This is a genomic window from Halorubrum sp. Eb13, assembly GCF_002252895.1.
Taxonomy (GTDB): Archaea; Halobacteriota; Halobacteria; order Halobacteriales; family Haloferacaceae; genus Halorubrum.
The window spans coordinates 22,902-41,266 of the sequence record NZ_NHPE01000030.1 but is presented as its reverse complement, the minus strand read 5'-3'; the positions used below and the strand labels follow the sequence as shown (position 1 = coordinate 41,266).

Below are 18,365 nucleotides of genomic sequence, written 5' to 3'. Positions count from 1 at the left end.
ACTAGGTTGTAGCGGTTCAAGTCCGTCTTTTCCTGAATAAATCTTACTGTGGCACTGGCGACATACAAGTATCGTGCGCTCAGGTTCGTAGCTAATGTGGTGTTCCTCTGCGCGTAAATTCAGCAACCGCGGTGTTGGGATCTCTATTGATTGACGCTCTTTCTCAGTTGCCCCTGCTAACGGCGGAACAAGCGGCCCTTGGCAGTTTGGTGAGTAGCAATACTGATCATAGATTGTCCGGATTCGAGCTGTGTTCAGACCCTCTGAGATCGTGCCGCAGATTTGTATTATTTGCAAAGAAAACGAATCACACTTCGGGCAGTCAGTTTCATATACGATTGCTTCTAGCTCGTGTTTTAGGTCATAATTGGAGTAGCAAATACGGCCACACAGACAACATTGGTCCGGGTTTACACCAGCAAGCGCCCCTCGTATTCGCTCGACATCGTTGATTACTGCATTAATAGCCGGTTCATCTAAGTGCTCAATCATTTCCTAACAGTGGGGAAGACAAGTTTGTATCACTTACTTCTCAGACGACAGTTACGCTACTCAAGTCTAAGGGCTATCATACGTCCCATCTGAATTCTCACCCACACATTCCACAGGCGCACATTCCTACACGTGTGTTTGACACATGTGTTCTATATTGCGGAAATTCCGGAAACCTGGTCCATCCTCTTAAGACGATCATCGCACACGCCACACACATGATCACCGACGCGCGGGTTCTCGACCCCGAATTCCTGCCGAGCGACGTCGTGCAACGGAACGCCGAGATCGGGCTGCTCACCAGTTCTCTCCGCCCGGCAGTCGATGGCGATCCTGCTGATGATGTGTTCCTGCATGGGCCTTCAGGCACCGGAAAGACCTGCATCGCACAGTACGCACTCAAGAAACTCCGCAAGTCCACGCTCGAACTGAACACACAGTACGTGAACTGCTGGGAAGATCACTCGCACTTCTCCGTCCTGTACCGCATCCTCGACGGCATCGACAACACGCTCGACATTCACCGTCAATCAACACCACAGGACGTGCTTCTTGACCGGCTTCACGACTACGATGGCCCGCCGTATATCGTGATTCTCGACGAAGCTGATCAGCTCGACACCACCGATGTGCTGTACGAGCTCGTGCGCACGCGCCGACTCTCCATGATTCTTATTGGGAACGACATCGATAGCATGTTCTCACGCTTCGATGAACGCCTCTCTAGTCGCCTCCGTACGACCACACGCATCAACTTCGACCTGTACTCCATCGACGCGCTCACGTCCATTCTCGAAGACCGTGTCCGATGGGGACTGCATCCGGACGCGGTAACGGACGAGCAGCTGGAGTGGATTGCGGATGCGGCGGTCGGTGACGCGCGCGTGGCGATCGGAGTGCTTCGGCAAGCCGCTCACATCGCAGACACCGAACAACGCAACACACTGACTGACGACGACCTCGAGGCAGCACTCCCGAAAGCGAAGACGGAAATCAAGCAGACGAACATCAGTCGCCTCACCCGCGACCAACGCATCCTCTACAACATCATTGCAGACACCGACTCAATCTCAATGGGTGATCTGTACGAACAATACACTGCCGAGGTTGCAAACCCGAAGACGAAGCGCATGGTGCGAAATTACCTGCAGAAACTCACTCACTACAACCTCATCGAATCTATCGGGGAAGACAGAGGACGACGCTATCAGCCACTATAGCATTTCAGAGGGTCCATAGAACTATTCTCAAGGGTTTGATTTCACCCATAATTCGATGAGCCAACCGTCAGAACTGACCTGCGCATTAATCCTTCAACCTCGGCTGAGGCGCGTGTCTACACAGAACGGCGTTCATTCTCGATGTGATCAACGTAGGTATCAACCACGTTCTGAATGATGGTTTCGCCGGCTTCAGCGGTTGCTTTAGCCGGATCGCCAAGCACACCGTTTTGGGTGATGGTTTTGAACCCTTCGCTCAGAAGGCGAGCGGTAGAGATCTCCCCTTCAGGGCCGGACTCGATGTTCTCAACCCTTACGAGATCCTCATTCACCGCCAACACCACTGCCGTCTCGGCTGCACCGGCATGAATCACGTCTTGATCGTATTCGATCCCGGCCTTGCTGAGGCCATCATTCAGTAACTGCATATGCTCATCGAGGTCAGCCAAGGGAATCACAGTGGCTTCGATTTCCCGAGCGACATCAGGTGCAACAGTCTTGACCGGCCCGAAATTCCCGCCATGCGTCGGCACTAACACGATATGTTCGAAGCCGTGGTCATCGAGCGACCGGCAGTATGCCCGGATTACATCCATCAGTGTCTCGGGCGGGATAGTGATCGTGCCTGGGAACTCCATGTGATGTCCCGAGCAGCCAGGCCGGATCGTCGGTGCAGCAAGAGCATCCCCCAATTTCTCCGCGATCCGCTGCGAGAGTTCGTCACCGTCCAGTGTGTCCATATTCAACGGGAGGTGGGGACCGTGCTGTTCGATCGAGCCGACAGAAACGATCGCCGTCCGTATCTCGTTTTCGAGCGCAGATTCGACTTCTGGCCATACCATCTCCTCAAGGAGTATTGACCTGCGAGAAGGCATGCAGTTGGTGTTCCTCCCGCATAGCTTAAAAGTCCTGTCACACAGAATGAGAGTGGCTCGGTTCGCTCCGGGGGTAGTCGATATCTGTGTCCCCTGTACTGAGCGATTAGCGGGTCGATCAATAAAGTATGTGAACCGTTCTATGACACCCTCTAGTGGTTTCCGGAAGGTTCGCCCGTATTGATTCATTAGTATCGGGCCACGCGTTCTGTGTGATTGACCGTAAGAGCGATCGTGAGCATGTTGCGTGGGACATCGAAACAACCGGCTTCGGAGTGACTGACTCACTGACTGTTGTCGGGTTCTGGTTTCCGGACGGGCACGCTGTGTTGTTGTTGAATGTGTACTCTGAGGAGTGGGCCGACGCCGAGGAACTTGAATCGCAGATTGACGACGCGACAGAAGGGGTTGATGTCACGGTTCGAGTCTGTGAAGGAGGGACGGCGATGTTACAGGGTATTCGAGAGGTGATGTACGAGCGGTTCGAGAACAACCACAATCGCCTCGTCGCGTATAATGCAGAGTCCTGGAATGGCGGTTTCGACCTTCCGTTCCTCCGCACCCACTGTATTGCATGTAGCGTGCCATGGGTGTTTGATGGTCTACAGTTCGCTGATCTGTATGACCCGTTGAAGAAACGCCTCAATACGACAGTCACCGACTACAGTACGTCAGCCGACGCCAACACCCTGACCGGCAGTCACGAACTCCTCACACCCACAAAAGCGCTCTCTGAACCACTCGCAGACACAATCCCTGAGGATCACTCCTGGTATGTGCACCAGCATTACGACCCGTTCGAGAGTTCCGCTAGCGCTGCGTACGCCTACCGGAAACAACTCTATCTCGACGTGCTCCTGCACAACCTCGCAGACATCCACCGCACATGGGAGCTCGGAGAACTCCTCCGCGAATACGTCCCCGGAAAAGACATCTCCACCAAGAAACTCTAGTCAGGCTCGTCACTCGTGGTCAGAGTAAAACAGTTCCAGTGGGTCGATTGAGAGGTCTAATCCGTTGTTGTCGATTGATGATCTGGCAGATTTGAACTGTTGTTCGAGGGGGTTGAGTCTGTGGTGAACTTCGACGAGTCCTCTCTTAGCGAGTTCTTTCCGGTAATGACCTCCAACTTGAGTGAGAGTATAGTATATGTGCGTTCCATAGCCCCTCTCGCTCATTCGAACGTCTACTTCTATGAGACCTAACTCTAGAGCCTCGTGCTTCCGTTCTGCTATTGTTGAACTGCTTCCCGAAAATGTCTCTTCGAGGTGTTTGAATCGGCTCCCGGTTATTGGGTGGATTTCGCACAACAATCGCATTCCATACATTTCTTCGAGATAATCCTCGATGGCATCTCTCCACTCGGCGATTGTAGTGATTGACGGATCACTAACAGGGAGATCATGATACTCCCGGGTCATTGCTTGTTGTTGTGAATCCAACTTCCAAATAACTCTGGGAATGCTTCGATTCGAACCGAATTTTGAATCGAACCAAGATGCCTGATTGAATCGTCCCTCCTCTGGATTTTCTACCGGAATTTCCGGCAATGTCACGACAGCCTATTCGTTCGATTTGGACGGCTATTCGCGCATGGATACGGGTCCGGGTGCGTGGTGCGAGCGAGACAGCGCGAGGGTGGATGAGCAGCGATGAGTGACGATCTCCCCGAAGTGCAGAGTGCATTGGCAGAGCAAGCCGGGGAGATCATCGACAAGGACACGGACTGGGTTGAACTCGCGAAGAACTTGGATGTTGACCGGTACCGAGGGCGCGATAATCACCCAGAATGGTGTTCGGGAGCGCCATTCCGCCCGATGTTCCTCGCATACCTCTGGGCAACTGTTGAGGATGAGTCGCTCACAGGGATTCCAGAGCGACTCGAAGGGAACCCAGAGCTCGCACGTGCGTTCGGGTTCGATCTGGAAGAGTTGCCGTCATCGAGCACCTGCAGACCAGTCCGGCTAGAAGACCGGTTCAAGGACCTCCAGGCAACCATCAATCGCGCCGCAGATGAGATTCAACAAGTCAGCGCAGAACGAGGCTCGCCAATCGGCTACCAGCTCGGGAAGCAAAACACGGATGCAGGCGACCCCGGACCACCCTCCAAACGAACCATCCAACGGTTGGTACGGAAACGAGGCAACCAGGTGTTAGGAGAGACCGAATCCATTGCAACCTCGTCTCTAACCTTACCGCGTCCAGATGGCGCGATCTACGACGAGGACGAGCTACTCCTAATGGAGGCGATTGCCGCTCTCAAGCAGGAAGCCGCAAACTGCGGTGGCCAATCATTTGGTGACTCCAAGAATCCAGACCCGGATATTGCGGCCCCGTATTCGCATGAAGGCTCCGAGGATGGCGATCCATTCTACGCGGATGGTCCCTCCGGTGAGACACTACTAGAGGCGATCCATGAGTTATCTGTCGATGAGATTGCCGATATGATGAATTACGCACTCAGGAAAACATACACCCGCGCGAAGCCGAAGCTCCGGGAACTCGAACCCGATAATGGATTCCGGTTCGGGACACGTGCGAAAGTCGCGCTCGACATCACGTACGTAGCCTACTACGGCGACCGTGAGAAGATGAAATGGGTTCAGGGCGCACCCGACGACAAGGGATACGACTGGTGCCACAAGTTCGCCACCGCGGTTATCGTCGGTGAAAACACACACTACATCGTCGGTGTGTGCCCGCTTGGCAGTACCGAGTACGCTGATACCGAGGAGTACGCTGGGCAAGACCGGTCGTACTACGTCGGTGATGTTGCACGCCGCCTCCTCTCAATTGCTGACGACTACGTGAACATTCGGATGGTGTACGGTGATCGGGAGTTCTGTGCCACCGACGTGATCCATACATTGAACGAGAAGGGTCTAGACTACATTATTCCCGCAGTACAAGACCAGCATCGGATTGGGCCGATGTGCGACAACTTCGACCAGCTGAAGCGTGGGTACGACGAGGAGAATGACACGCCGCTGTACGTGAAGAACGATCACCCGATGCATGGGCGGGTGAAACACGGTTCGTTGAACGAGAAGGTCTATACGAACGTTGTGATTCTACCACCGGATGAAGATGATGACACGCACGAGGAGGGGTCACCGCAGCCATTTCTGACGAGCTTGTCGGTCAGTGACGAGATCGCGTTAGATCGTAAGTGGGCTACCGAACAGGTTGAGGAGTACAGCGATAGAGGAGCGATTGAGAATTCGTACTCGTCAGTCAAGAAGACGTGTGCGTGGACGACATCGAGAGAGATTGAGGTTCGGTGGTTCCACTTCGCGTTCGGCTGTATTGTCTACAACATGTGGTTGCTTGTGGATTTCCTCACTCAGGAACGTATTGGCGTGATTGAGACGCGGAAGAAACCACGCATACAGTTATCTCGTTTCTTGGACTGGCTTGATGATTTGTTGGACACGTGGATCCAGGAGGGCTTGGAGGTGGTTACACTCCGCTAATTCCCGGCCTGGGTTCGCTTGCGGTGAGCGACAGCTGTAGCGTTGTTGCCTGTTTTTCACTGGATTTGCAGTGATGCTGTGTTGATGTCCGTTTTCTGAGTGGTTTACTGGGAGTGTTTCGGTAGCGATCGGAGTCTCACGCGGTCAAAACTGGGTTTACCGTGAACGTTTCCAGGGTCATTCGCAACATCACGGGCGAAAATTCGTATAGCGGCATATGATTTATACGTCCGACTCGCGACGCGATCCACGTTGCTTTCAAGCCAACAAAATACGATTCGGTCCCCGAAACTATCCCAACAGTCGGTAGACGTTCGCCTCGTACGTCTCCCGGACCTGATCGCCCCAGTTGTGCGTGTAAGTGTCGATCACGTCGTCGGCGACGTCGCCCCGCAGGTATTTGACCACGCCGCGGTCACCGGTCCTGTCGCGCAGGTGCGTCGTGAAGAAGTGCCGGAAGTAGTGGGGCGTGACGTTCTCGGCGGCGCCGCCGCCCGTCCGGTACCAGCCCGCATCGCGGGCGTACCGCTCGACGACGTGTCGCACCGCCTGCGGATCGAGCCGCTCGCCCCATCCCTCCGCCGTACCGACGAACAGGGGCTCCGCCGGCGAGGGGCTGTCGGGGCGGATCGCCAGCCAGCGCTTCAGGGTTCGGGCGAGTTCCTCGTCGACGGGGATCACCGTCCCGCGCTTCCGCTTGTTAGACGCCGTCCGCACCTCGCCGTTCAGCTCTTCGCCGACGGTCGCGTCCGGCGTCACGTACAGCGAATTCGGGCGGTCCGCGAGGACGTGACGCGTTCCGAGGTCGTACTCGCCTCGGATCTCGGCGTCGTCGACGGCGAGATCGCGGAGATCGAGGTTACAGCACTCTCCGACCCGCATCCCGGTCTTGAGAAGCGTCACGACGAGGGCCCGATGGAGCGGATGGCGGATCTCGGCGACGAACTCCCGCATCACCGGCACGGGAATGTCTCGGCGAGCGGGGTCCTTATCGACCGTCTCGTCCATTTCCTCCATCACGAGCGTCATCGGGTTCCCCTCGAAGACGCCGACCTCGGTCATGTATCCGTAAAACCGGTGCAGGTAGGCGGCGTACGTCGCCACCGTGCTGTCCGCCACGTCGCCGCGCAGCGAATGGACGAACGACATGCAGTCGCGGTGCGTCGCCGCCGCGGGCGTCGTCTCCGGGCCGAGGAACGACTCGAATCGACGGAGGACGCGCTCGTAAGACTCGCGGGTGCGCTCCGTCTTCCCGTGATACGTGAGGTCCTCGATGAAGTACCCTACCGGGTCCGAGACCTCGTCCGGCGCGCGGGCACTACTCATCGGTGAGAGTGTACCCGCCCTTCCGGCCGTTGTACCGAACGCGGTTGCGATCCTGTAACTCGTCGAGCGCGCCCTCCAACCGGTCCTCGAAATCGCCGACCACCGCCTCGGTGAGTTCCTCCCACGAGAGCGGCCCGTCGGCGAGGGCCGCTTCCACCCGTGTTTCGAGGCCGTCACCCCTGGGGTCAGACCCGGAAGGATCGGGTTCGGCCGGCTTCCCGGAATCGTCCGTCGAGAACCCGCGGCGTCCGGCCTGTACCATCGTCCTGACGAACTCGCTCTGTGACATCCTGAGCTCGTCCGCGTGGTCTCGCCACCGATCCTTTTGCTCGGCGGGAACGTACGTCTTCACCGAGCGGCGATCGTCGCTCATCGTTCGGATTCGGCTTCTCCGGCCGCCGACTTCAATCTATCCCACAATTCCGGATAAGGTCACTTATACTGAGTTATAGGTCTCTCGATGCGGCGCCAAGATGTGTCTATCTTGGTTTCTAGGACTTACTGATCGTATATTAGTCCTAGAATATGGGATATATTATAGGGGCCGTTCTCAAAACCGCCGGATACTGCGGAACATAACTCGAGTAGAACCTCTCGCTCAGGAGGCCGCGCTCTCGCTTTTCGGTTTGGCCTACGCGTCGAGACGCGTCCCTTCGAGTTTTCATTCCCACTGCGACCACCGCGCCGCTGAGAAGCGCACAGCGCCGCGTCGACCGGCCCTGGTCGGCTCCCGGAGCGAGTGCCCGTCCCTCACACTGAGGGGTCCTCTCGTCGTCTCACCCGGCATGAGAGTTGGCGCCTCCTCACTGAAGAAGCAGAGGGCCCCGTCTCACGGGTCGTCCGCAACAGATGTATCGTATGTTGCTATAGAAACAGTGGAGATCAGATTCGGATCTCGGAGGCGGCGTCCTCGACGTCGAGGGCAGCTATCGCGCGCTCGACCCGCGGGTCGCTTTCAACCGCGTTCCGCATCAGGACGGTCTCACTCGGGAAGAGGTGTTCCCCGACGACGAGGCCGTGATCGCGGGCGGTCGACCCGGTGACGGTGAGATAGACGCCGACGCCAGCCCGGGCGATGCCCGCCTCTTCCTCCTCGTCGGGGTCCGGGTAGACGAACTCGACGCCGTCGAGCGCGTCCGTCCCCAGCACCGCGGTAACGAGCCGCTCGTACCGAGGCGAGATACAGAGCGGCCCCTCGTAGCCGGCGAGGAACGCGCGGTCGAGGTCGGTCCCCGGCTGGATCCGCTCCGGTCGGGCCATCAGGGTGTGGTACACGGTGTCACCGAGCCCGTTGACGACGCGGACGTCGGTGTCGACCGGGTCGATCCGCTCGTTGATGTCGGCGATCTCGCCGAGCCCCTCCGGGCGGATCCCGACGACCTCCTCCAGCACGAGGTCCGCCGAATCGAATCCGAGCGCGAACTCATGGGTCCGGAGGGCGCGGAACGGCTCCTCGCGGCCGACGAGCTTCAGCCTGACATCGCCGAGGTCGACGGTCGCCGCGTCGAAGACGATGCGGCGGGGCTTCCCGTCCCGGTCGTCGCGGAGCAGCGTGAACTCCGGCTCGGACGCGGCGTGCGGGTCCGAGTACTCGGCCAGCCGCTCGTAGGGGCCGTCGTCCGCCTCGACGCGGCCTTTCGTGATCGCCTTCTCGTAGCGGAGCGTGTTGCTCACGCCGTCCGCGAGCCCTTCCAGCCGGTCCTCGCGGCCGACGGCCGCGATCCGTTCGAGGACCGCTTCGAGGGGCCGGCCCTTCCGCGGGACGGCGACCGGTACCGGTTCGCTCATTACCCGAGTTGCGTCACCGCGGCTAAAACGGGTTGCGCTTTCGGTCGGGGGAGAACGGCGATCCGACGGGAACAGCGGTCGGGATCGGAACGAACGAATAGAGCGAATTCGGTCGAGAGGGCGCCGTTACGGTCCGAACGCCTCGTTGAGCCGCTTGCGGAACGCCTCGAGCTCCTCCAGGTGGTCGTTGATGGATTCGAGCTCCGTCTCGACGTCGTCGATGTCCTCGCCGAGCCGGTCTTCGATCTCCGTCAGCCGGGTGTCGACCTCCGCGAGGTCGTCCCACAGGTCGTCGAACTCCTCGTCGAAGCGGCCCAGCCGGGACTCCACGTCTTCGACGCGGTCCGCCGTCGCCTCTGCCGCGGCGGCGGCGTCGTCGACCTCTTCGTACAGCGTCTCCACGTCGTCGCCGACGTCGTCGAGCGCCTCGTCGAGCGCGTCCGTCTCCGCGTCGATCCGCGAGACGTCGTCGGTGACCTCCTCGACCGTCGCCTCCACGTCGCCGACGCTGGCTTCGACGCCCTCGACGGTCGATTCGACCCCGTCGACGCGTTCGGTCACGCCGTCAACGCGTTCGGAAACGCCGTCCACGCGCTCGGTCACGCCGTCGACCTCCGTCGAGACCGTCTCGACGGAGTCGTCCACCCGACCGACCGTCTCGCGCAGGTCATCGCGGTCCGCGTCGGCCGCGTCGACCCTGTCGTCGAGCGCCGCCATCTCCGACTCGACGGTCTCCACCTTTCGGTCGAGCTCGTCGAGGATCTCACGGGCCGTCCCCTCGCCGTCGATGAACTCCGCGAGCGCGTCCGCGTACGCCTCGATGTCGGCGACGCTCGACTGGAGCCGCGAGATGCGGACGTCGACGCTCCGCGGGACGCCGACGTCGAGCTCCTCGCCGATGGTCTCGAGGTCTTCGTCCGCGACGTCGCCGGCGCGGATCTCGGCCGCCAGCGCGGCCGCGAGACCGCTCTCGGGCGACGGATCGGGGGCGGAGTCGGAGGCGGACTCGTCCGATTCCAGAGACTCTTCGGTCGCTTTGTCGGCGTCGGTCGCGTCGTCGGCGTCTGTCGAGTCTGTCGCTGCGGCCGCTTCGGCCGCCTCGTCAGCGTCGCTCGCCTCTGTCGTGTCATCCGCTCTCGACTCCGCCGCCTGCTCCGTGTCGTCGACTCCGTCGTCGCCCGTCTCGTCGTGCATCGTCACCGCCGCGCTGCCGCCCGCGGTGACGGTCCGGGGTTCCGGGGCGTCCGCCTCGGCGGCGGTCTCCGCTTCCGGATCCGCCTCGGCGACGGTCTCCGCTTCCGCGTCCGCCTCCGCGTCGGAATCGGCCGCTTCCGCGCCCTCCCCCTCCGCGACCGACCCCTCCATGCCGGGCAGGGTCGCGCGGTCGCCCGAGAGGACTTCCCTGACGGCGTCGGTGTCGCCGGTGCCGAGGACGTCCTCGATCTCCTCGCCGACCGGGACGTGTTCGATCACCGGCGTGCCGAGGAAGCCGTCGAGGTCCGGATCGTCGTCGCGGATGCCGAACACGGTCTCGATCTCGTCTCCCGGGTCGAGCACGCGCTCGAACTCGACGCGGTGGTCCTTGTACGCCGTCCAGTTCTCGCTTTCGTACTCCGGGTGAAACCCGATGCGGTCCATCGGGAACGACTCCGGGATCCGGTCGACGATGCGCACGCGCACGGGCTCTTCGCGGGTCGAAGAGAGCTCGTACATCACCGCGGGTACGGGGAACGCGTCGTCGGTGAAGGATTTCTCGACGCGAATACCGTCCTCGTCGACGGTCGTCGTCGCTTCTGCCGTCCGTTCGCTCATAATCAGTTCCTCCCGGAGCAGGGGCTTAAATTCCACGGGCCGGGTTTCGGGGTTGATAACCCCGGGTGGGGGAGGCGTTTCGCCCGTCTCGGCCGGTCCGCCTACAGGTCGATCCGGTCGCCGATCTCGACTATCTCCAGCCGGTTCGGGTGTTCGAAGCTCCGCACGTGGTCGTGGAGCGCGGTCGGGTCCGCGGTCAGCCCCTTCCACATGTCCCAGTGCGTCGGGACGAGCCGGTCCAGTTCGAGGTCGCTCGCTGCCTTCGCGATCTCGTTCTCGTCGCTGTACCACTTCGTACGGACGGGCTCGCCGGTCTCCTTGTCGGCGATGTTACCGACGGAACCGAACGCGAGGATCCCGAGGTCGATGTCGAACTCGTCGGCGAGGGCAGGAAACGACGCCGAGGGCTTGCTGTCCCCGGCGTGGAAGACGGTGCCGGCGTCGTGCTCGATCACGTAGCCGACGGGGTGCGTGGCGTCCGAGTCGTGCGTTTCCACGACGTGGACCGTGAACTCGCCGATCCGCAGTTCGTCGCCCTCAGTCACTTCCAGGAACGCCTCCCCGACGACGTCCCAGTGTGCGGTCCACTCTTCGTCCTCTCGCGCGACCGCGAGCGAGTCGTCGGGGGCGACGAAGTCCGCGTCCGTGTTCGCGAGGATCGGCGCCTGCGAGGGGCCGTGGACGTGGTCGGTGTGTTCGTGGGTCGCGAGCACCGCGTCCGCCACGTCGACCTCGGCGGGGTCGAAGGGCACCGGGATCATCCGGACCGTGCGCGGCGGGTCGCCCGTCCCGACGTAGGGGTCGATCCAGAGGACGGTGCCCTCGCTGCCCTTGATCGCGAAGCCGTTACAGCCCAAGTACCACAGCGCAACCGTGTCGGGGTCGGCGTCCGCGACCGCGCGCGGCAGCCAGTCGCCCCAGTCGGAGTCGGCCATGTCCCACGCTGTGCGGGCGCGCGGGGTAATGATTCCGGAGTGCGCCAAAATTCCGACTCGCACACGGGGTCAGAAACGTGTCCGAGGCCAGTCCCATAAACCGTATGTCGCTATATAAAATAGTGCCCGAATCCGAAGCGGACTGGGACGCGAACGCACGGAACGAGAATCGACGAAAAACGGTGGTGTGAGCGCGTCTCTCAGCCGCCGAACTCCCACTCGGCGTCGAGCTCGCGGTGCGAGAACGGGAGCGCGTCCTCGCCGCTGTAGCTCGCGACGAGGTGCCCGTCGCCCTCCAGGTAGTACTTGTAGGTGGTGAGCCCCTCCAGCCCGACCGGGCCGCGCGCGTGGACCTTGCCGGTCGAGATGCCGACCTCGGCGCCGAGCCCGTAGCGGTAGCCGTCGGCGAAGCGCGTCGAGGCGTTGTGGAAGACGCTCGCGGCGTCGATGCCGGTCATGAACGCGTCGGCTGCCGACCGGTCCTCGGTGACGATGGACTCCGTGTGTTTCGAGCCGTGCGCGTTGACGTGGTCGACCGCCTCGAACACGTCGCCGACGAGCTTGATCGAGAGTTCGAGGTCGCCGTACTCCGCGTCCCAGTCGTCGTCGGTCGCCGCGCCGACGTCGACGATCTCGCGGGTGGCGGCGTCACCGCGGAGCTCGACGTTCGCGGCCTCGTAGCGGTCGACCAGTTCCGGGAGTAGGTCGGGCGCGACCGCCTCGTTCACGAGCAGCGTCTCGACCGCGTTACACACCGCCGGGTACTGGACCTTCGCGTCGAACGCGACGTCGGCGGCCATCTCCAGGTCGGCGTCGTCGTCGACGTAGACGTGACAGACGCCCTCCGTGTGGCCGAGCACGGGGATCTGGGTGTTGTCTTGGATGTACGAGACGAACTCCGAGGACCCCCGCGGCATCACCAAGTCGACCGCGTCGTCGCGTTCGAGGAGGCGGTCGACCTCCTCGTGGGCCTCGACGAGCCCCGCCCACCCGTCGGGGAGGTCGGCGGTCGCCTCGCGGATCACCCGGTGGAGGACGCGGTTCGACTCGCTCGCCTCGCTGCCGCCCTTGAGGATGACGGCGTTGCCGGACTTCAGCGCGAGGGCCGCGATCTGGACGAGCGCGTCCGGCCGCGACTCGAAGACGGTCGCGACCACGCCGATCGGCACGGACACCCTGTACAGCTCCAGCCCCTCGTCGAGCTCGCGGGCCGCGAGCGTCCGACCGAGGGGGTCGGTCTGCTCGGCGACGGACTCGACCATCCCGGCGATGTCGTCGAGCTTCGCGGCGTCGAGCTTCAGGCGGTCGACGAGCGCCTGCGTGTACTCGCCGCGCTCCAACATCGCCGCGGCCGCCTCGACGTCCCGCGCGTTCGCGTCGAGGATCTCGGCCTCGTTCGCGCGGAGCGCGTCGGCGATCGCCCGGAGCGCGTCGTCCCGGGTCGCCTCGTCGGCGTTGGCGAGCCGCAGGGCGGCCCGCTGGCTCCGCTCGACCAACTCGTCCGTGTCGCGCTCGATCTCCGTCGTCTCACTCATTCGTCTCACCCGCTGTCGGGACGAATAGCGTGCCCGTCGGTTTACCGGCTGCGATCCGCTCTAAGACGTCCCGGGTCGCCGAGCCGGCGATCACTCCGGGGGTGCCGCTCTCCGCCACGTCGCGGGCGCCCTCGACCTTCGTCTGTATCCCGCCGAAGTCGGTGGCCGTGCTGTCGCCGACCAGCTCCCGGACCGCGTCGTAGTTCGCTCCGACCGCCTCGATGACGGTCGCGTCCGGATCGCGCTTCGGGTTCCCGGTGTACACCCCCTCGACGTCGGTGAGCGTGACCAGCAGGTCGACGTCGAGCGCGATCGCGGCCGACGCCGACAGCATGTCGTTGTCACCGATCCGCAGCTCGTCGGTCGCGACCGCGTCGTTCTCGTTGATGACGGGGACGACGCCCCACTCGAGCAGGGTCTCGACGGTGTTGGTGAAGTTGTCGAACCGCTCGGGCGCGTCGAGGTCGGCCCCGGTCACGAGGATCTGCGCGACCGGCTGGTCGTAGCGGTCGAAGCTCTGCGTGTAGTGGCGCATCAGGAGGCTCTGACCGACCGTCGACAGCGCCTGGCGCTCGTCGATCACGTCGCTTCCCCGGTCGATGTCGACGTCGACCGCGGCGGTCCCGCCGCCGTTACCGAGCCGACCGATGCCGGCGCCGACGGCGCCCGAGGAGACGAGGACGACCTCCTTTCCGCGCCGGCGAAGGTCCATCACGTCGGCGACGAGCTTGTCGAGCTTCACGCGGTCGAGCCGCGAGTCATCGTCGGTGAGGGAGTTGGTCCCCGCCTTCACGACCACGCGGTCGGCCTCGGCGGCCGCGGTCCGCGCGCGGTCGACGGCGTCCGGGTCCACCGCCCCGACCGCGACGCCGTCACTCGTCATCGAACGCCTCGGCCAGTTCCCGCGAGCGCTCCTCGGCCGCCGCGACGGCGTCGACCACTGCCTCGTCGGCGTCGCTGTCCCAGAGGACCTCCATCCCCTCGATCGTCGTCCCGTTCGGCGAGCAGACGGCGTCGATCAGCTCGTCGACGCTCCGGTCGTCCCGGAGGACGGTCTCGGCGGCGCCCTTGAACGTCTGCGCGGCGAGCGTCTCCGCCTGCTCGGGCTCGAGGCCGCCGTCGATCCCGGCCCGCTTCACCGCGTCGATGAGGTAGAAAGCGAAGGCGGGACCGCTCCCGTTGACCGCGGTCGAGACGTCCATCAGCGACTCGTCGACCTCGACGAACTCCCCGGCGTCGTCGAGCATCGCGCGGACCTCGTCGGTGAGGCCCTCGTTCGTCGCCGCCGCGGCCATGTCGCCGGTCTCCGCCGCGAGGTTGGGCATGATCCGGACCACGCTCGCCGCGGTCCGCTCCGCGACGAACTCGCGGGGGAGCCCCGCGGCCAGCGTCACGAGCTGCTGGTCGGCGCCCAGGTCGAGGTCCGCGAGGACGTGCTCGGCGACGTCCGGTTTCACGGCGAGGACCACGACGTCGGCCTCTTTCGCCGCCGCCACGTCGTCGGTCGTCTCGTCCGCGGCGTCCGCGACGGCCGCGAGCGCGTCCGGGTCGAGGTCGATCGCCGTCAGGTGATACGAGTCGGTTCTCGCGAGGCCGCGCAACAGGGCACCCCCCATGTTCCCGCAGCCGATGACGCTCACGCGTGTCATGTTACCTGCACGGAGAACGCTCAGGGTCAAACCAACTGCGGTTTGGACAACACTGCCGGCGAGTGACCGAAACCCCCGAGGGCGGGCGATCGGCCCTCAGATCAGCCCGTCGTAGAGCGACCGGTACCGCTCCGCGATGGCGTCGAGCGAGAACGCCTCGCTGCGGGCGGCCGCGCTCGCCCCGAGTCGCTCGCGGAGCGCGGGGTCCGAGAGCCGACGTATCGCGTCCGCGAACGCCTCGGTCTCGGAGTCGGCGTCGACGGGGCCGACCTTGAGGCAGTCCTCGCCGTCGTCGAGCCACGAGAACGTCTCGATGTCACGGACGACGACGGCCTTGCCGGCGGTCATCGCCTCCAGCAGCGCGATCCCCTCGTTCTCCTCGTGGGTCGGGAACAGGAACACGTCGCCCGCGGCGAACGCGCCCCGGACGTCGTCGACGAACCCCGTGAACCTGCAGTTGTCGGGCGACTCCTCGATGAGCCGGGTCGTCTCGCGGCCCTTCAGCGACAGGTCGAGCGGCCCGAACCACGCGAAGTCGACGTCGGGGAGCGCGCGGGCGACATCGACGAACGTCTCTAACCCCTTCCGCTTGATCACGTGGCCGACGAGGAAGACGGTCGGCGGCTCTAGGTCGTACCGCTCGCGGTACTCCGCTTCGAGCGACTCGAAGCCCGCCAGCTTCTCGCGGTCGACGCCGTTCGAGATAACGGTCGTCGGGGCGTCCGCGTACCCCTCGATCACGCCGCGGTTGTACTCCGAGGGGCAGACGAGCGCGTCGGCGAGCCCGTACGCCCGGCGCAGGTAGGGCCGGAGCGGCTTCGCGAGCGCGTTCGTGAACCGGAAGCTGTCGCCGAAGTCCTCCGCGGTGACGTGAGTGTGCGCCACGACCGGAACGCCGCGGTCGCTCGCGCGCTTCGCGTACCACGCCGAGCGCGGTCCCATCAGGTTGCAGTGGAGCACGTCGGCGTCGAGGGTCGGGGCCGTGGTGTACTCGATGCCGACCCGGTCGAGCATCTTCCGCTGGTGGACGACCGACTCGCGGATCCCGCCCGTGACGTGGTCTTCGAACTCGAAGTAGTGGCTGACCTTCATCGGGGAATCGAGGACGGGACGGGGGTCGAGTCCGCGGCGGTCGAGTCGGCGACGGTCGCGGACGCGACCGCGAGGGGCGACGCCGGCGTCGGCTCCGTAGCGTTCAGTTCACTTCCAGCCACGGGACCTCCATCAGCGGCGGGATGTGCGTCTCGATGTGGTGTTCCCAGACGCCCTCCTCGCCGAAGGCCTCGCCGTGGTCGGCGGTGACGACGACGGTCCCGTCGAGCTCCTCGACCAGCTCCGCGACGGATTCGAGGGCGATCCGGAGGTTCTCCTCGTAGAGGCGGAGCGCGGTGACGCGCGTGCCGTCCGTGACGAGGTCGGCCGGGTCGAGCTCCAGCCACAGCCCCGCCTTCTGCGCGAACTCGCTGTCGTCGAGCCGGCTCTCGATCTTGGGCCGGACCGTGTCGCTGAGCGAGGAGAGGAGTCCGCCGCCGTCGTCGTCGTCGCCGGCCGCCTCCTCAGCTTCCTGCTCTCTGATACCCTTTTGGATCTGCTTGAGCTTCTGGCCCTTCCCGCGGGAAAGGTAGGGGGCGTGCGGCTGCATGTAGTGGAGCACCGTGCGGTCGGCCCGCTCGACCGCCTCGGCGTTGTTCCGGAACGCCTCCGCGATCCCCTCAGGGGGGACCGTGCCGAGGTCGTCGTCCCACCCGGTCTTCCAGACGTCGTGGATGTCGCTGATGTGCTCGGAGGCGGTCCACTCGTAGTCGCAGCTCGCGCCCCACTTCAGCTCGTTCAGCGGGATTCCCAGGTCGTTGATGAAGGGATTGCCGGAGAAGTAGGCGATGTCGTGGTCGCCGGTGAACGTCCGGTAAGCCCACTCCGGCGTCGACGAGCCGACGCTCCAGCGCTTCTCGAGGTCGCCGTCGAGGTACTCGTCGTACACGTCCTCGAACACGTCGTAGCGGCACGCGTCGAGGACCAGACAGTAGTCCCACTCTGACTCGAGGAACCGCTGGTCTTCCATAGGTTGCGCGACGCTTCTCCACCGACGGTTGTATTCTTGTTGGTGCTCGGTCGGCCGCCGTCCCGGAATCGCCGGACGGCCGCGATCAGACGTTTCAAGTTCGCCACCGACGCACCGCACCGTATGGACGGAAACCGCCGGCGCGGACTGGTCATCGGCGGGACCGCGGCGGTCGCGATTCTCGCGGTGCTGTTCGCGGTCGTCGGCGCCGGCCGCGTGGTCGACGCGCTGCTGGCGTCCGACCCTTGGCTGGTCGCGGCGACGTTCGGGCTCGCGCTCTGCTGGCTGATCGCGTGGAGCCTCATGCTCAGGACGGTGCTCGGCTCGCTTGACGTCGACCTCCCGGTCGCGACGTCGTTCCTCGTGTACGCGGGGGCCGTCTTCGCGAACAACGTCACGCCCTTCGGACAGGCGGGCGGCGAGCCGGTCACCGCGGCGCTCATCGCGAAGGTGTCCGGCTCGCGATACGAGACGGGGCTCGTCGGCATCGCGAGCGTCGACGTGCTCAACGTCGTTCCCTCGATCTCCTTAGTCTTCCTCGGGGTCGGCGCCTACGCCGCCACCGCCGCCATCGGCGAGCGCCTGGAGGTCGCCGTCGCCGTCGCCGTCGCGCTGATCGCGTCGATCGCGACCGCGATCGCGCTCGGCTGGCGCTACCGTCGGGAGCTCGTCGACCGCCTCCCGGCCGCCGTCGGCGGGCTCCTCGGTCGGCTGCGGCGGTTCGACGCCGCCGCGGTCGAGACGGCGCTCGCGACGCGCCTGCGGAACTTCTTCGAGGACATCGAGCGCGTCGGCACGAGACCCCGGCGCCTCGCGGCCGCGGTCGGGCTCTCCCTCGCGGGGTGGACGCTCCAGGCGACCGCGCTCGCGGTCGCGTTCGCCGCCGTCGGCAGTCCCATCGCACCGGAGGTCGCCCTGTTCGCGGTCCCGCTGGCGTACGTCGCGGGCGCCACGCCGCTGCCCGGCGGACTGGGCGGGATCGAGGCGGCGTTCGTCGCGCTGCTCGTCCCGACCACGGGCGTCGCCGCGGCGACCGTCACCGCCGCCGTGCTCGTGTTCCGCGGCGCCGTCTACTGGCTCCCGACGCTGATCGGCGGGATCTCCGTCTCGGCGATCGGGATCGACGCGATGCGGTGAGCGAGGCGCGCGACGACCCGGACCAGCGTCCCGTCGGTGGGAGAGGAGAGGGGGTCCCTGC

General features: G+C 63.8%; 16 protein-coding genes. 4 read left to right on the top strand and 12 right to left on the bottom strand.

Annotation, left to right across the window (positions count from 1 at the left end; translation table 11 throughout):
- The first annotated feature begins 710 nt into the window (after positions 1–710).
- Positions 711–1,712: a Cdc6/Cdc18 family protein gene (locus DJ75_RS02785; RefSeq protein WP_094522351.1), complete on the top strand. Its 1,002-nt coding sequence runs from the start codon at positions 711–713 to the stop codon at positions 1,710–1,712.
- A 116-nt stretch (positions 1,713–1,828) separates the two neighbouring features.
- On the opposite strand, the gene DJ75_RS02780 is transcribed toward DJ75_RS02785, so the two are convergent.
- Entirely contained in the window at positions 1,829–2,587 is a 759-nt protein-coding gene (locus tag DJ75_RS02780) for a creatininase family protein (RefSeq protein WP_094522350.1), read from the bottom strand.
- Positions 2,588–2,799: 212 nt separating this feature from the next.
- Between DJ75_RS02780 and DJ75_RS02775 the strand changes: the two genes are divergently transcribed.
- Positions 2,800–3,540 (top strand): hypothetical protein, encoded by a 741-nt coding sequence (locus DJ75_RS02775; protein WP_094522349.1) that lies wholly within the window; start codon positions 2,800–2,802, stop codon positions 3,538–3,540.
- A gap of 9 nt (positions 3,541–3,549) precedes the next feature.
- Here DJ75_RS02775 and DJ75_RS18025 read toward each other — a convergent pair whose 3' ends face one another.
- Entirely contained in the window at positions 3,550–4,008 is a 459-nt protein-coding gene (locus tag DJ75_RS18025) for a hypothetical protein (RefSeq protein WP_141211953.1), read from the bottom strand.
- A 231-nt stretch (positions 4,009–4,239) separates the two neighbouring features.
- Between DJ75_RS18025 and DJ75_RS02770 the strand changes: the two genes are divergently transcribed.
- Positions 4,240–6,060, top strand: a complete 1,821-nt coding sequence (locus DJ75_RS02770; RefSeq protein ID WP_094522348.1) for a transposase — start codon at positions 4,240–4,242, stop codon at positions 6,058–6,060.
- 291 nt (positions 6,061–6,351) lie between these two features.
- On the opposite strand, the gene DJ75_RS02765 is transcribed toward DJ75_RS02770, so the two are convergent.
- The 10 genes from DJ75_RS02765 to DJ75_RS02720 all read right to left on the bottom strand — a co-directional run bounded on the left by DJ75_RS02765 (position 6,352) and on the right by DJ75_RS02720 (position 17,167).
- On the bottom strand, positions 6,352–7,386 hold the full coding sequence (locus DJ75_RS02765) for a tyrosine-type recombinase/integrase (protein WP_094522347.1): 1,035 nt from the start codon (positions 7,384–7,386) through the stop codon (positions 6,352–6,354).
- Positions 7,379–7,759: a DUF5805 domain-containing protein gene (locus DJ75_RS02760; protein WP_094522346.1), complete on the bottom strand. Its 381-nt coding sequence runs from the start codon at positions 7,757–7,759 to the stop codon at positions 7,379–7,381. Before DJ75_RS02760 ends, DJ75_RS02765 begins: the two co-directional genes overlap by 8 nt.
- Positions 7,760–8,268: 509 nt before the next feature.
- On the bottom strand, positions 8,269–9,174 hold the full coding sequence (locus DJ75_RS02755; protein WP_094522345.1) for a hypothetical protein: 906 nt from the start codon (positions 9,172–9,174) through the stop codon (positions 8,269–8,271).
- 126 nt (positions 9,175–9,300) lie between these two features.
- A complete protein-coding gene (locus DJ75_RS02750) occupies positions 9,301–10,986 on the bottom strand; it encodes a hypothetical protein (protein WP_094522344.1) in 1,686 nt (561 codons plus the stop codon).
- Between the two features lie 101 nt (positions 10,987–11,087).
- Positions 11,088–11,921, bottom strand: coding sequence for an MBL fold metallo-hydrolase (locus DJ75_RS02745; protein WP_094522343.1), 834 nt, complete (start codon positions 11,919–11,921; stop codon positions 11,088–11,090).
- 200 nt (positions 11,922–12,121) lie between these two features.
- Positions 12,122–13,456 carry a glutamate-5-semialdehyde dehydrogenase gene (locus DJ75_RS02740; RefSeq protein ID WP_094522342.1) on the bottom strand — a complete coding sequence of 445 codons (1,335 nt, stop codon included), beginning with the start codon at positions 13,454–13,456 and terminating at the stop codon, positions 12,122–12,124.
- Entirely contained in the window at positions 13,449–14,339 is an 891-nt protein-coding gene (proB, locus tag DJ75_RS02735; protein ID WP_094522341.1) for a glutamate 5-kinase, read from the bottom strand. Before proB ends, DJ75_RS02740 begins: the two co-directional genes overlap by 8 nt.
- Entirely contained in the window at positions 14,329–15,105 is a 777-nt protein-coding gene (gene proC / locus DJ75_RS02730) for a pyrroline-5-carboxylate reductase (protein WP_094522340.1), read from the bottom strand. Before proC ends, proB begins: the two co-directional genes overlap by 11 nt.
- A 96-nt stretch (positions 15,106–15,201) precedes the next feature.
- The gene (locus DJ75_RS02725; protein WP_094522339.1) at positions 15,202–16,197 is read right to left on the bottom strand and encodes a glycosyltransferase family 4 protein; all 996 of its coding nucleotides are present in this window, start codon (positions 16,195–16,197) and stop codon (positions 15,202–15,204) included.
- Positions 16,198–16,300: 103 nt separating this feature from the next.
- Positions 16,301–17,167, bottom strand: coding sequence for a hypothetical protein (locus tag DJ75_RS02720; RefSeq protein ID WP_094522338.1), 867 nt, complete (start codon positions 17,165–17,167; stop codon positions 16,301–16,303).
- Between the two features lie 123 nt (positions 17,168–17,290).
- Here DJ75_RS02720 and DJ75_RS02715 point away from each other — a divergent pair, with 123 nt between their 5' ends.
- Positions 17,291–18,304: a lysylphosphatidylglycerol synthase transmembrane domain-containing protein gene (locus DJ75_RS02715; protein ID WP_094522337.1), complete on the top strand. Its 1,014-nt coding sequence runs from the start codon at positions 17,291–17,293 to the stop codon at positions 18,302–18,304.
- Positions 18,305–18,365: the final 61 nt, after the last annotated feature.